General features: G+C 39.5%; 11 protein-coding genes. All 11 read left to right on the top strand.

The genetic code is table 11. The features are described from left to right. The first annotated feature begins 84 nt into the window (after positions 1 to 84). The 11 genes from ACFPM4_RS17385 (at position 85) to icmF (ending at position 15171) form a co-directional block, all read left to right on the top strand. Complete coding sequence (locus ACFPM4_RS17385; protein ID WP_382354595.1) at positions 85 to 1065, top strand: ABC transporter substrate-binding protein; 981 nt, start codon at positions 85 to 87, stop codon at positions 1063 to 1065. Further along, positions 1028 to 2089, top strand: coding sequence for a FecCD family ABC transporter permease (locus tag ACFPM4_RS17380; protein ID WP_382354592.1), 1062 nt, complete (start codon positions 1028 to 1030; stop codon positions 2087 to 2089). The genes ACFPM4_RS17385 and ACFPM4_RS17380 overlap by 38 nt, the downstream gene beginning before the upstream one ends. Before the next feature lie 3 nt (positions 2090 to 2092). Further along, positions 2093 to 3304 carry an ABC transporter ATP-binding protein gene (locus ACFPM4_RS17375; protein ID WP_382354589.1) on the top strand — a complete coding sequence of 404 codons (1212 nt, stop codon included), beginning with the start codon at positions 2093 to 2095 and terminating at the stop codon, positions 3302 to 3304. Positions 3305 to 3494: 190 nt separating this feature from the next. Beyond that, a complete protein-coding gene (rarD, locus tag ACFPM4_RS17370) occupies positions 3495 to 4424 on the top strand; it encodes an EamA family transporter RarD (protein ID WP_382354586.1) in 930 nt (309 codons plus the stop codon). 169 nt (positions 4425 to 4593) lie between these two features. Beyond that, positions 4594 to 5106 (top strand): DinB family protein, encoded by a 513-nt coding sequence (locus ACFPM4_RS17365; protein WP_382354583.1) that lies wholly within the window; start codon positions 4594 to 4596, stop codon positions 5104 to 5106. Between the two features lie 190 nt (positions 5107 to 5296). Further along, the gene (locus ACFPM4_RS17360; RefSeq protein WP_382354580.1) at positions 5297 to 7369 is read left to right on the top strand and encodes a heterodisulfide reductase-related iron-sulfur binding cluster; all 2073 of its coding nucleotides are present in this window, start codon (positions 5297 to 5299) and stop codon (positions 7367 to 7369) included. 69 nt (positions 7370 to 7438) lie between these two features. Beyond that, positions 7439 to 8599, top strand: a complete 1161-nt coding sequence (locus ACFPM4_RS17355; RefSeq protein WP_382354575.1) for an acetyl-CoA C-acetyltransferase — start codon at positions 7439 to 7441, stop codon at positions 8597 to 8599. A gap of 37 nt (positions 8600 to 8636) precedes the next feature. After that, on the top strand, positions 8637 to 9488 hold the full coding sequence (locus ACFPM4_RS17350; RefSeq protein WP_382354799.1) for a 3-hydroxybutyryl-CoA dehydrogenase: 852 nt from the start codon (positions 8637 to 8639) through the stop codon (positions 9486 to 9488). A 97-nt stretch (positions 9489 to 9585) separates the two neighbouring features. Next, positions 9586 to 10722 carry an acyl-CoA dehydrogenase gene (locus ACFPM4_RS17345; protein ID WP_382354571.1) on the top strand — a complete coding sequence of 379 codons (1137 nt, stop codon included), beginning with the start codon at positions 9586 to 9588 and terminating at the stop codon, positions 10720 to 10722. 61 nt (positions 10723 to 10783) lie between these two features. Beyond that, the gene (locus tag ACFPM4_RS17340) at positions 10784 to 11923 is read left to right on the top strand and encodes an acyl-CoA dehydrogenase (RefSeq protein ID WP_382354568.1); all 1140 of its coding nucleotides are present in this window, start codon (positions 10784 to 10786) and stop codon (positions 11921 to 11923) included. 35 nt (positions 11924 to 11958) lie between these two features. Then, complete coding sequence (gene icmF, locus ACFPM4_RS17335; protein ID WP_382354565.1) at positions 11959 to 15171, top strand: fused isobutyryl-CoA mutase/GTPase IcmF; 3213 nt, start codon at positions 11959 to 11961, stop codon at positions 15169 to 15171. The last annotated feature ends 18 nt before the right edge of the window (positions 15172 to 15189 follow it).

Below are 15189 nucleotides of genomic sequence, written 5' to 3'. Positions count from 1 at the left end.
TAATAATAGTATTACTTATTTTTCATTCTGCATCCCTCCTAAAAAGGGATGTTTTTTTGTTTACAAAAAAGGGAGGAATACATCATGAAGAAGTTTTATGGGGTATTAGCAGTATTTTTATTCGTTTTTGCCTTTTTAGCTGGATGTGGCAATACGGAAGAACAAAATAAAGAGGATGATAAAAAAAATCCAGTAACGGAACAGAGTGGGGACAATAAAGAAGCGAGTTTCCCAGTAACAATTAAAGATGCAAGTAACGAGGATGTAGTAATAGAGGAAAAACCGGAAAAAATAATCTCGTTAATTCCAAGTAATACAGAGATTGTATATGCGCTTGGAGAAGGAGATGCAGTAGTTGGTGTTTCGGATACGGATAATTACCCAGAAGAGGTAGTAAATAAAGAACAAGTCTCATCCTATACAGGAATTAATATGGAAAAAGTGCTTGCGCTGGAGCCAGATATTGTCCTTGCACATCAATCAAATTTAACGATGTGGGAGACAGGGATACAACAGTTAAGAGATAATGGAATTACTGTTTTAGTTGTAAATGACGCGCAAAATTTTGATGCGGTTTATACTTCAATTGAGATGATTGGTAAGGCAATTGGAAGAACGACCGAATCAGAAGCATTAATTAATGACATGAAGACAAAATTAGATGAATTGAAAACAAAAGCGGAAGCAGTAACAGATAAGAAAAAAGTATTTATAGAAATTTCAGGTGCTCCTGAAATATATGCATCTGGAAAAGATTCCTTTATAAATGAAATGCTAGAAGTTATTCAAGCTGAAAATGCTGTACAAGAAAATGGCTATCCACAAATGAGTGAAGAAGCTGTTATTGAATTAAATCCTGATATAATTTTAGTGACGTATGGTGCGTATGTGGAGGATGCTCCTGCACAAGTAATGGATCGGGATGGCTGGCAAGATGTAACAGCTATAAAAGAAAAACAAGTGTATGAGGTAAACGAAGATTTAGTGAGTCGTACCGGCCCGCGAATCGTTGAGGGAGTAGAAGAACTTGCAAAATCCATTTACCCTGAAGTTTTCGGGGAATAAGCGCATAATTTCATATTTGATTGCAAGTGGCTTTGTAGTTATTTCCATCTTATTAGCAATATCGATTGGGTCCGTTCAAGTACCGATCAAGGAAATTATCACAATATTAGGTCGCGAAGTATTCCATCTTCCATTAGAGGAACCGAATAAAACAATGTACACCGCGATTGTGATGAATATTCGCCTGCCACGTGTGTTGTTAGCGGGGATAGTCGGGGCTTCTTTGGCTCTTGCAGGAGCAGCTTTTCAAGGGCTGCTCCGTAACCCACTGGCAGATCCATATACATTAGGTGTTTCCTCTGGAGCATCTGTTGGTGCGGTAGTAGTTCTATTTTTCCACATTAGTCTTCCATTCATTGGCGAGTTTACATTACCATTTTTAAGTATCATCGCTTCTTTTGTTACTATTTTCCTCGTCTTATTGTTTGCTAGAAGCATAGAACCAGCGATGAAAGTAGAGACGATTATTTTAACAGGAATTATATTTAGTTCATTTCTAGGTGCTTTATTGTCGTTAATGATTGCCTTAAGTGGAGAGGAGCTTCGACAAATCATTGGCTGGCTTTTAGGTAGTGTATCGATGCGTGGCTGGAGTTATATCAAAATTATTTTGCCATTCTTTTTAATTGGTGGATTTGTGCTTATGCTCCATACGAGAGAATTAAATGCACTTACTTTTGGCGAGGAGCGGGCAAAGAATCTAGGAGTTAATGTGGAAAAAAGGAAACTGCTAATTTTGGCTGCAGGATCTTTATTAACTGGAGCTGCAGTTGCTGTTTCGGGGACAATCGGTTTTGTTGGTCTCGTCATCCCGCATTTAGTTCGTTTATTGTGGGGACCAGATCATCGCCATCTTCTGCCATTATCAATGTTGGTTGGGGCGGGATTCCTTATCTTAACCGACTTAGTCGCGAGAACGATTATTCAACCTGCTGAATTACCAATCGGTGTCATTACAGCATTAATTGGTGCTCCGGTATTTGCGGGTATTTTAGTAAAAAGAAGAATGGAAAGAAGAGGATAAGTCATGCTACATGTGAAAAATCTATCAGGGGGTTATCCTGGTCATGATATTTTAACTGATATATCCTTTTCTGTTTCTAGTGGTGAATTATTTGGGATTCTCGGTCCTAATGGAAGTGGGAAAACGACTTTATTAAAAATGATAAGTGGTTTGCTAACTTCAAAACAAGGGGAAATTTTAGTCCAAGATAAGCCATTATCTACATTTTCTTCCAAAGAGCTAGCAAGGATAATTGCCGTATTACCTCAAGTTTCATCGGAGGTATTCGCATATACCGTGAGAGAAACCGTCTCACTAGGGCGTTATGCGCATCAAACTGGCTGGTTTCAAGCGAATAAATCCGAGGATGAGCAAATAGTTGTAGAAGCAATGAAAATGACTGGTGTCGATCAATTTGCGGATAAGCTTTTACATGAGTTATCTGGTGGAGAGCGGCAACGGGTATTCCTTGCCCAAGCACTTGCTCAGGAACCAAAAATTTTATTGTTAGATGAACCTACGAATCATTTAGACCTTGCTTATCAAAAAGAATTATTGGATCAATTAAAATCATGGACACGGACAAGAGATTTAACGGTCATTTCCATATTCCATGACTTAAATATTGCTGGTTTATATTGTGATCGGATTTTGCTTTTACATAATGGACAACCTCATATGCTTGGTAAACCAGAAGAGGTGTTGCAAGAATCAATTATTCAGCAGGTCTATCATACAAAGGTGGTTCAGTTGCCACATCCTGAGGTAGCGAAAACGCAAATGTTATTGGCTCCTAACTTGCAAGAGGATATACATAAGGTGACATTGGGACAAGAGTTCCTTTATACGGATGAAACAAGTGTTGAATTTCGTTCTCCTATTCCGTTAAAAACGATGGCGATTGGAGCAGTACATGGAGCGGGTATTGGATGGTATGATGGAATTACTGCTCAGTGGGGAGAAAAATCTTCCTCAGGTCGGATTACTTTCCTATATAATAATCCAGTCGAAAAAGTAGAAATGAATAGTATCCGTACAGATGAATGTACTATTTTTATCGTAAAGTCTTCAGGATTCATATGGATAATGATGAATGGAGAATTGTCAGATGAAGGATTTCTGCAATCAATGGCAGTGGCAGCAAGGTCTGCAAGTAATATCGTTGTCGCTAGTACACAAATGGGAAAACTAGTGGATAGTCAATTATTGATAGAAACATTAACAAATTTTATATAGTAAGTAAAAGGCATTAGGATTTGTACTTAATGCCTCTTTTTTTATGATTTTATTAAAATGCATAGCAAATGAATCTACTCCTATTTTCACTTTACAGCAACAAGATAATTTCCTCCTTATATGTGAGATGAGTGTGATATAATTACTTAGATTTTTTAGGAATCCAAACATTAGAAGCAGGAGAATAAGTATGCAACGTGAAAATACAACAGGGATTATGTATACAGCAGGAGCTTATATATTATGGGGGATATTACCGATATATTGGAAATTGGCATATGATGTGCCAGCGTTAGAAATTCTAGCTCATCGAGTCATTTGGTCGTTTGTTTTTATATTAGTGATCGTGGCTTTTTTGAAGCGAAAACTATTAAAAAATTTCTTTTTAGTTCAAATGAGTCAGAAAAAAACATGGATTGGACTTATATTAGCGTCACTTTTTATCAGTATTAATTGGCTCACTTATATATATGCTGTAAATACAGACCACATTGTCGAGGCTAGTTTAGGATATTATATTAATCCGCTTGTCGCTGTTTTATTAGGAGTTTTTGTGTTACGTGAGAAAGTAAATGGATGGCAGGCAGCCTCATTTGTTTTAGCTGGCATCGGGGTTATTTATATGACTGTATCGATCGAGAAGCTTCCATGGATTTCACTTATATTAGCACTATCATTCGGTTTTTACGGATTGTCTAAAAAACTAGTAAAAGTAGATTCCATTCTTGGACTACTATTGGAAACATTATTTGTTTTACCTTTTGCTTTATTGTTTTTAGCGTATTTAGGTGCAAATGGTCAACATAGCTTTGCAACAGGGTCTCTTCAAACAAACCTATTATTATTAGGTTCAGGTATCGTTACAGCAATACCACTTTTATGGTTTGGTATTGGAGCACAAAAGATTCCACTTTATTTGGTTGGTTTTATACAATATATTTCGCCAACGATAAGTTTAATTATTGGAGTGCTTATGTACGATGAGGCTTTTACGAAAGACCATATTGTCGCCTTTACATGTATATGGATTGCAATAGCTATTTTTACGGTTTCCAATATACTTGCGGGGATAAAAAAACGAAAACTGCCAATAGCAAACACAAATGTAAGAAGTGTTTAGAAAGGGGGACCTATGTGTCGCCCTTTTTTTAGTAAAACGGCGGATAGTCTGTTTGATATCATCTCTGGTTTATAAAAAAACACTACTTTTGATTGGAAAGCTTTAGATAAAAATAGTTCAAGTGAATATATATATTAGAAAACTAAATATTACTAGAAGGGAGAAATGGATGAGTTACTCAGTAAATTATCATCTGTTTGAAACGAGAAATAAATTAATAACGGAGATTAGTTCATTAACGCATTCTCAATTGAATTGCCGGCCAGTTATTAACATGTGGAGTATAGCGCAAGTTTGTCATCATTTAGTGTTGGTGGAACAAGCAACTTTAAAGGCTATTGCGTTTGGATTGAAAAAGATTGAACGAACTCAAGTAGAACGTAAAGATGTTCAACTTATGTTGGATCGAACGAAGAAGTTTAAAGCTCCTGCGATTGTTGAACCAGCTGTAGAACCATTTGAAATGGAGTCATTGATTGGTTTGTTAAATAAATCGAGGGAAAAATTAATGACTGTACTTAGCAAAATAGAGGATAAAACACTATTGGAGGGAAAATCATTTAAACATCCTGCCTTAGGTGAGTTACCACTTGATCAATGGATTGAGCAGATATATTTGCACGAACAAAGACACATAGATCAAATAAAAGAGATAAAATTACTTTTAAAAAGCGGTCAATAACACTATGTATTAATCAATCTTACTTCATTGAATAAGTGAATAAGAACCACATTCATACTGACATCGCTTTGTAATCCCTTTTAGGGCTTTTTTTTTTTCGAAATGAACACCCATTCATATTTGGGTCATGTATTGATGCTTGGAAACGTATAGTATAATAACGCATTTTTATAAAGGAGTGTTCGTCCACATGGATTCGTTATTATGGATAAATTGGATTGCCTTTATCCTTGTCACCCTTTACGCTATTTCGTTATTTGTCTATGTCGTGAATACAAGGATCAAATATATCAAACTAGGGAAAAAGTCAGAGTTTGATAACAATGTAAAAGCACGGTTGCAAAACATTTGGGTCCATGTTTTTGGCCAAAAGAAGCTGTTGAAAGATAAGAAGAGTGGCCTAATTCATGTCATGTTTTTTTATGGGTTTATTTTGGTTCAATTTGGAGCGATCGATTTTATTTGGAAAGGGCTAGCACCGAATTCACATATTCCGCTTGGTCCATTATATCCGGGTTTTACCTTTTTCCAAGAACTCGTCACACTCATGATATTAGTTGCGGTAATTTGGGCGTTTTATAGGCGTTATATTGAAAAATTAGCGCGGTTGAAGCGTGGATTTTACCCAAGCATTGTATTGATTTTCATTGGTGGATTAATGCTATCGGTGCTTTTTGGAAATGGAATGGGACAAATTTGGCATGGTGCTTCTGCTGTATGGACAGAACCAGTAGCGTCCGTCATTGCGCTTGGATTTAGCTGGATGGGAGAAACTGCAGCAGCTGTTCTCTTTTACATTTCCTGGTGGATTCATCTCCTGTTCTTACTAGCATTTCTTGTGTATGTTCCACAATCAAAGCATGCTCATTTAATTGCGGGACCTGCAAATGTGTACCTTGAATCACTGGATGGCGGGAAAAAACTAAAGCCAATTGATTTTGAAGATGAAACTCAAGAAAGTTTTGGTGTAGGGAAAATTGATGAATTTGATCAGTTACAACTTCTCGATTTATATGCATGTGTGGAATGTGGGCGCTGTACGAATATGTGCCCGGCCTCCGGAACGGGAAAAATGTTGTCACCAATGGACATTATCGTGAAGTTACGTGATCACTTAACAAATTACGGTGCTGCTGTTACCCAAAAGCAACCGTGGGTTCCGACATATGCATTTAGTGGAACGGTTGGGAACATGGCCGCTAGAGCAGGGGAAGAGGCTGAACCCTTTAGTAGGAGTTTGATTGGTGACGTTATTACGGAAGAAGAGCTGTGGGCATGTACGACTTGTCGTAATTGCGAAGATCAATGTCCAGTAATGAATAAACATGTTAGTACGATTATCGATATGCGCCGTTACTTAGTGTTAACAGAAGGGAAGATGGACTCTGATGCGCAACGGGCAATGCAAAATATAGAGCGTCAAGGAAATCCATGGGGGTTGAATCGAAAAGAGAAGGAAAACTGGCGCGAGCAACGGGAAGATGTGTATGTACCGACAGTGAAAGAATTGAAAAAAACTGGTGAAGAATTCGAATATTTATTTTGGGTTGGCTCGATGGGGGCTTTTGACAATCGCAGTCAGAAAATAGCACTGTCTTTTGCAAGATTACTAAATGAAGCAGGAGTGACTTTCGCTATCCTAGGAAATAAAGAAAAAAATTCAGGTGATACACCGCGCCGTTTAGGGAATGAATTTTTATTTCAAGAGCTTGCAACTGCTAATATCGCAGAATTCGAGAAAAATAATATTAAAAAAATCGTGACGATTGATCCGCATGCATATAATATTTTTAAAAATGAATATCCAGATTTCGGTTTACAGGATGTGGAAGTATATCACCATACAGAATTACTAGATAATCTCGTGAAGGCAGGGCGCTTGCAACCTAAATATGAAGTGAATGAAAAAATTACTTTCCACGATTCATGTTATCTTGGTCGTTACAATGAAGTGTATGATCCACCGCGAGAAATTTTAAAGTCTATCCCAGGAGTCACATTGGTAGAAATCGAACGTAATCGCGAAAATGCCATGTGTTGTGGAGCTGGTGGTGGCCTCATGTGGATGGAAGAAAATGTTGGTGAACGCGTAAACGTGGCGAGGACAGAACAAGCACTTGCTGTTGATCCATCCATCATAAGCTCAGGCTGCCCATATTGCCTAACGATGCTGTCAGACGGCACAAAAGCAAAGGAACTAGAAGACACCGTTCACACATACGATGTAGCGGAACTTCTCGAAAAAGCCTGCATTGGTTTGTGAACATTAGAGGGTCTGCCCTAAAGTATTTGCTACAGGACTGACCCTTTATAGGAGAAAGGAGGTGGGCTAATGAAGACGGTTGTTGTAGCTGGAGCACGGACCGCTTTTGGTAGGTTTGGAGGTGGTTTACGTTCCTTTAGTGCTGCAGAGCTTGGGGGAGTGGTAATCAAGGGTGCTTTACAGAGAGCGGGGGTTAAGCATGCAAATATTGACCAGGTCATTTTGGGAACAGTATTGCAAGCTGGGCAAGGGCAATTACCTTCGCGACAGGCAGCACGTGAGGCAGGAATTCCTTGGGAAGTGAAAACAGAAACAATTAATAAAGTGTGTGCTTCTGGCCTTCGAGCTGTATCACTAGCAGACCAAATAATACGTGCAGGTGATGAAGAGGTTATTGTAGCGGGTGGAATGGAGTCCATGTCCAATGCTCCATATGCAATGAAACATGCACGCTGGGGTACAAAGATGGGGAATGTTCCGATCGTAGACTTATTGCTACATGATGGTTTGACATGTGCTTTTACTGGTACCCATATGGGCATGTACGGAAATGCGATGGCAAAAAAGTATGAGATTACAAGAGAAGAACAGGATGAATGGGCTCTTCGTAGTCATCAGTTAGCTGTAAAAGCGATGGAAGAAGGCTTTTTGGCAGAAGAAATTGTTCCGGTTATTGGTAACAAAGAAACGATCACTGCTGATGAATCTCCCCGGAAAGATACAACAATAGAAAAACTAGCAAACTTAAAACCTGTTTTTGGTGAGACGATCACTGCAGGCAATGCCCCGGGAATAAACGATGGTGCAGCAGCTTTTGTACTAATGAGTGATAAAAGAGCACATCGAAGCGGTCATCTTCCAATCGCATCCATTATTGGTCATGCAGAGGTTGCAGTACAGGCAGAAGAATTCCCACTTACCCCTGTGTTGGCGATTCAAAAACTACTTCAAAAAACAGGAAAGAGAATCGAGGAGATTGATCTTTTTGAGATTAATGAGGCTTTTGCTTCTGTAGCACTTACAAGTATTCATCTCTTAAAGCTAGATCGAAATAAGGTAAATGTTAATGGTGGTGCAGTAGCGCTTGGCCATCCAATTGGGGCAAGTGGAGCACGTATTCTCTTAACACTCATGTATGAATTAAGAAGGCGTGGTGGTGGATTAGGGATTGCGACGATTTGCTCTGGCGGTGGGCAAGGAGATGCCATATTAATCGAAGTCCCAAAATAAGTTTATAGTGCCTCAAATATGGGAAGGAGCTGTAAGGGTGGAAATAAAGACTGTCATGGTAATTGGCGCAGGTCAAATGGGTGCAGGTATCGCGCAAGTATGTGCAATGGCAGGATATGAGGTAACGTTACATGATATAAAGGAGGAGATCATTGAAAAAGGAGTATTTGCAATTCAGCAAAATATATATAGAGCTGTAGAAAAAAGCAGGATGACGGAAGTAGAGGCAGAGGATACATTACAGAAAATCTGTACCTCGACTCACTTACATGCAGCGGCACATGTAGATGTAGTGATTGAAGCAGCAGTAGAAAATATGGAGACAAAAACAAACATCTTTCGTCAACTTGATGAAATTACCCCAAAACATACAATATTAGCCACAAATACATCCTCACTACCAATTACAGAAATTGCCGCGGCGACGAAGCGTCAAGATAAGGTAATTGGTATGCATTTTATGAATCCAGTTCCTGTTATGAAACTAGTAGAAATCATACGTGGATTAGCTACTTCCCAAACCGTATTTGAAACCATTGAAGCAATGGCAATAAAACTGAATAAAATCCCTGTTGAAGTCCGTGATTATCCTGGCTTTGTTTCCAATCGAATTTTAATGCCAATGATTAATGAAGCGATTTATTCGTTATATGAAGGGGTTGCTTCAAAAGAAGCAATTGATAATGTGATGAAGTTAGGTATGAATCATCCAATGGGACCACTAACTCTAGCTGACTTTATTGGCCTTGATACATGTCTTTATATTATGGAGACACTCCATCAAGGTTTTGGCGATGATAAATATCGGCCCTGTCCTCTTTTACGTAAATATGTAGCTGCTGGCTGGTTAGGTAAAAAGGTAGGAAAAGGATTTTACGAGTACTCATAATGCGAAATCAGTTAAAGTATTTCCTTCTCCAGTGAGTTTTCACTGATTTTTAGAAGGCAAGTAACGGATACATTTGCATTACCCTAGGAGGGAGGCAATGGATCTACACTTCACAGAGGAACAGCTAATGATGAGGAGCATGGTGCAAGATTTTGCGCGGACGGAAATTGAACCACTAATTCCAAGCATGGAAGCTGGTGAATTTCCGCGTTCCATCATCAATAAAATGGCAAAGCTAGGCTTGATGGGGATCACCATCCCGGAAAAGTATGCTGGTGTTGGAATGGACTTTATATCATATATCATTGCCATTCATGAGCTATCGAAGGTAAGTGCAACAATTGGCGTTATTTTATCTGTCCACACATCTGTAGGTACGAATCCGATTGTTTATTTCGGTACAGAGGATCAGAAGCAAAAATACGTGACGAAACTAGCTCGCGGAGAATTATTAGGGGCGTTTTGCTTAACAGAACCAGGAGCGGGTTCAGATGCAGCAAATATAAAAACGCAGGCTGTTCTGAAAGACGACCATTACATTATCAACGGCAGCAAGGCTTTTATCACAAATGGCGGAGAAGCGGACGTATATATCGTTTTCGCAGTTACGGATCCCCAAACGGGCAACAAAGGTATATCCGCATTTATTGTTGAGAAGACGACACCTGGTTTTATCATTGGAAAAGATGAGAAAAAAATGGGCTTGCATGGGTCAAAAACAGTGCAATTAACCTTTGAAAATATGAGAGTTCCGATAGAAAACCGCTTAGGAAAAGAAGGTGATGGTTTCAAAATTGCACTCTCTAACTTAAATATCGGAAGAATTGGTATCGCTGCTCAAGCACTTGGCATTGCAGAAGCTGCTCTGAATTCGGCAATATACTATGCAAAAGAACGTAAACAATTTGGTAAGACGATTGCCGAGCAACAAGGAATTGCGTTTAAATTAGCAGACATGTCCACTGCAGTAGAAGCTGCTCGTCTTCTCGTATATCGTGCAGCTCATTTGTGTGCTTTGGAGGAGTCCTGTGCTAAAGAAGTGTCGATGGCTAAGCTGTTCGCTTCCAAGACTGCTGTTCAAGTTGCTACAGACGCGATTCAAATTCATGGTGGTTATGGCTTTACAGAAGACTATCCGGTAGAACGATACTTTCGAGATGCGAAAATAACCGAAATATACGAAGGTACTAGCGAAATACAACAAATCGTTATTAGTAAATATCTACTCCGATAAAGGAAGTTGGAAAAATATAAGGATGGAGTACGTTTCCGCTTTTCGAAAAGGAGGATGCACCATGAACTTTCGCTTAAGCGATGAGCATACAATGATTCGGAAACTAGTACGTGACTTTGCGAAGAAAGAAGTAGAACCTACAGCTGCAGAACGAGATGAAAATGAACGGTTTGAGGTGGAGATTTTTGAGAAAATGGCGATGCTCGGTTTAACGGGTATTCCGTGGCCAGAAAAATACGGCGGCATCGGCAGTGATTATTTAGCTTATTGTATTGCAGTAGAGGAACTGTCTCGTGTGTGTGCTTCAACGGGTGTTACATTATCTGCCCATACCTCCTTAGCAAGCTGGCCAATTTACGCGTTTGGAACGGAAAAACAAAAACAACAATATTTACGCCCAATGGCAGAAGGGAAGAAGATTGGCGCATACGGCTTAACGGAATCAGAATCTGGGTCTGATGCTGCTAGTATGAAGACAACAGCTCGTATAAATGGAAATCATTATGTACTGAACGGATCTAAAATATTTATCACAAATGGTGGAGTTGCAGACTTCTATATCGTATTTGCATTAACAGATCCAAAAGATAAACGAAGTGCGACCGCTTTTATTATAGAAAAAGATTTCCCAGGTTTTTCAATAGGGAAAAAGGAAAGGAAATTGGGAATTCGTTCTTCCCCTACAACAACGATTATTTTTGAAAATTGTAAGGTACCTGTAGAAAATGTACTTGGTGAAGTGGGGAAAGGCTTTAAGATAGCGATGATGACACTAGACGGAGGTCGCAATGGGATTGCCGCACAAGCAGTAGGGATAGCACAAGGTGCTCTCGATGCAGCTGTTGCCTATTCTAAAGAGCGAAAACAATTCGGAAGGGCAATTGTAGAAAATCAGGGGATTTCCTTTAAATTAGCGGATATGGCAACAAGTATAGAAGCGGCAAGGTTGCTTACTTATCAAGCGGCGTGGTTAGAGTCGACAGGGCAACCATATGGGAAAGCGTCAGCGATGTCAAAATTGTTAGCGGGCGATACCGCAATGAAAGTAACGACAGAAGCTGTGCAGGTGTTTGGAGGATACGGATATACGAAGGATTATCCTGTAGAACGATATATGCGCGATGCGAAAATCACGCAAATATATGAAGGTACACAGGAAATACAACGATTAGTAATAGCACGTATGCTAACGAAGGACTAGGGTTTTAGCAGAAGGAAGGGAGGGAGGGATGTACGATGGATGTGTATATACCGAAAAATATTCTTCGCTTTATTACTGCTTCCAGCTTGTTTGATGGGCATGATGCTTCGATTAATATTATGCGGAGAATGTTGCAGGCAAGTGGAGCAGAAGTGATTCACCTTGGACATAACCGGTCTGTTGAGGAAGTAGTAGCAGCGGCAATTCAAGAAGATGTGCACGGGATCGCCATCTCTTCTTATCAAGGTGGGCATGTGGAATATTTTAAATATATGTATGATTTATTACGGGCAAGAAACTCCTCCCATATACGAATATATGGTGGTGGAGGTGGTGTCATTGTACCTCGTGAAATAAATGAGCTACACAACTATGGGATTGCACGAATATTTTCTCCAGAAGATGGGAGGAAAATGGGTTTACAAGGAATGATTAATCATATCCTGAAAGAGTGTGATTCGCCAGCCTCAACCCCACTTGAATTGGAGCGTTTATTAATAGGAGATATGCAAGCAATTGCAAGATTCATTACAGCTGCAGAGCGACGAGTTTCACGAAAGGATTATCATGAGATTTTTCAAAAGGTGAGTAGAGTAGCTAGTAATAAAAAGGTGCCGGTATTAGGGATTACTGGTACTGGTGGAGCGGGAAAAAGCTCGCTCACCGATGAACTAGTACAACGGTTTTTGCATGAAATTCCTGAGAAAAAAGTTGCAATACTTTCTGTAGATCCGTCGAAAAGGAAAACAGGTGGTGCTTTACTGGGAGATCGTATTCGCATGAATGCGATTTTTTCACCGCGTGTCTATATGCGTAGCTTAGCAACACGAGGTTCGAGAAGTGAACTATCGCTTGCGATGAAAGAAGCGATTGAAGTAGTGAAAGCTGCTGGGGTAGATCTTGTCATTGTGGAAACGAGTGGGATTGGTCAAGGTGACGCAGATATTAAGGGAATTAGCGATGTCTCCATGTATGTGATGACTAGTGAATTTGGAGCACCTTCACAATTAGAGAAAATAGATATGATAGATTATGCGGACTTCATCGTGATTAATAAATATGAGCGAAAAGGTTCAGAAGATGCAAAGCGTCAAGTGAGTAAACAATATCAACGCAGCCATTTACTATTTGATCATTCAATAGAAGCAATGCCTGTTTATGGGACGATTGCTAGTCAATTCAATGACAAAGGGACAAATATTTTGTTCACAGATGTAATGAAGAGATTGGGCTGGGAAGTTAATATAACCTCTGACACGAGTAAATTAGGTGTCATTATTCCAAATAACCGGCAAGCATATTTACAAGAAATCGTAAATGCAATTTGCGAATACAAACAGCAGACAGAGCACCAAGTTGGATTAGCTCGTAAGCTGTACCAAATGGAAGGTGCAATAAGAACAGTAAGAGAAGCGGGTCAAGATACTTTACTAACAGAGTTAAGCAAGATAAAAGATGATCTTGAAAAACAGTTATCGAACGATTCACGAGCGATGTTGGCAATGTGGCCACAACTAAAACGAAAGTATGCCGGAGATTCATTTACAACCGAAATACGGAATCGGAAAATCGTTACGTTATTAACAACGAAAACTTTATCTGGATTATCAATACCGAAAATTTCCTTACCTAAGTTTGAGGATTATGGTGAGATTTTAAAATGGTTGTATAAAGAAAACGTTCCAGGTTCCTTTCCATTTACAGCTGGTGTATTTCCATTCAAACGCGAAGGTGAAGACCCAAAAAGACAATTCGCAGGGGAAGGTACACCGGAGAGAACGAATCGACGTTTTCACTATTTATCGAAGGATGATGAGGCGAAACGCCTTAGCACGGCATTCGACTCAGTCACATTATATGGGGAAGATCCAGATGTGCGCCCAGATATTTATGGAAAAGTTGGCGAGAGTGGTGTAAGTGTATGTACGCTAGATGATATGAAGAGATTGTTCGCTGGCTTTGATTTATGTCACCCAACTACATCTGTTTCCATGACAATAAATGGTCCTGCACCAATTTTATTAGCGATGTTTATGAATACAGCAATTTCTCAACAAGTTGAGAAAAAAGAAGAACAATTAGGCAGAAAGCTAAGTGTTGAAGAACGAGAGCAAGTAAAAGCTACCACATTACAAACAGTACGAGGTACAGTACAGGCAGATATTTTAAAAGAAGATCAAGGACAAAATACGTGTATCTTTTCCACGGAGTTTGCTTTACGAATGATGGGGGATGTGCAGCAATATTTCATCGATCAGCAAGTGCGAAATTATTATTCTGTCTCAATCTCGGGCTATCATATTGCTGAAGCCGGCGCGAATCCAATATCCCAACTGGCTTTTACTCTCGTAAACGGGTTTACGTATGTAGAGTATTATGTAAGTCGTGGAATGGATATTAATGATTTTGCTCCTAATTTGTCATTCTTTTTTTCCAATGGACTTGATCCAGAATATACGGTCATTGGTCGGGTTGCACGCCGTATATGGGCGATTGTGATGCGTGATAAATACGGAGCAAATGAGCGGAGCCAAAAGTTAAAATATCATGTGCAAACATCAGGTAGATCATTACATGCACAGGAGATAGATTTTAATGATATTCGTACGACACTACAAGCGTTGTTAGCTTTGCAAGATAATTGTAACTCCCTGCATACAAATGCGTATGACGAGGCAATAACAACTCCAACAGAATCGTCTGTTAGGCGCGCAATGGCAATCCAAATGATTATTACGAAGGAATTTGGTTTATCCAAAAATGAAAATCCATTACAGGGGTCATTCATTGTGGATGAATTGACAGATCTTGTAGAGGAAGCGGTCCTTCAAGAATTTGAACGGATTCATGAGCGTGGTGGTGTATTAGGAGCAATGGAAACGGGTTATCAGCGAGGGAAGATTCAGGAGGAGTCTTTATATTATGAAACGCTTAAACACTCTGGAAAGCTTCCAATAGTTGGAGTAAATACGTATTTAAATCCGAAAGCGAATCCAGACGATGAACTCGATAAAATGGAACTGGCACGAGCAACAAAGGAAGAAAAGGAAACGCAAATTCGAAACTTACACCAATTTCATCAGCTGAATAGTGATAAAGTGGAGGTCGCACTACGACGTTTGCAGACAGTAGCTATAAAGGGCGAGAATATTTTTGCTGAATTAATGGAAACTACAAAAGTAGCGAGCCTTGGTCAGATTACGCATGCACTATATGAAGTTGGTGGGAAGTATAGGCGGAATATGTAATCCGCCTTTTTTATGTTA

This window comes from Lederbergia graminis (assembly GCF_042655485.1).
GTDB lineage: Bacteria > Bacillota > Bacilli > Bacillales > Bacillaceae_C > Lederbergia > Lederbergia graminis.
The sequence above is the reverse complement of the archived record's forward strand: the minus strand, read 5'-3'. Positions and strand labels throughout refer to the sequence as shown.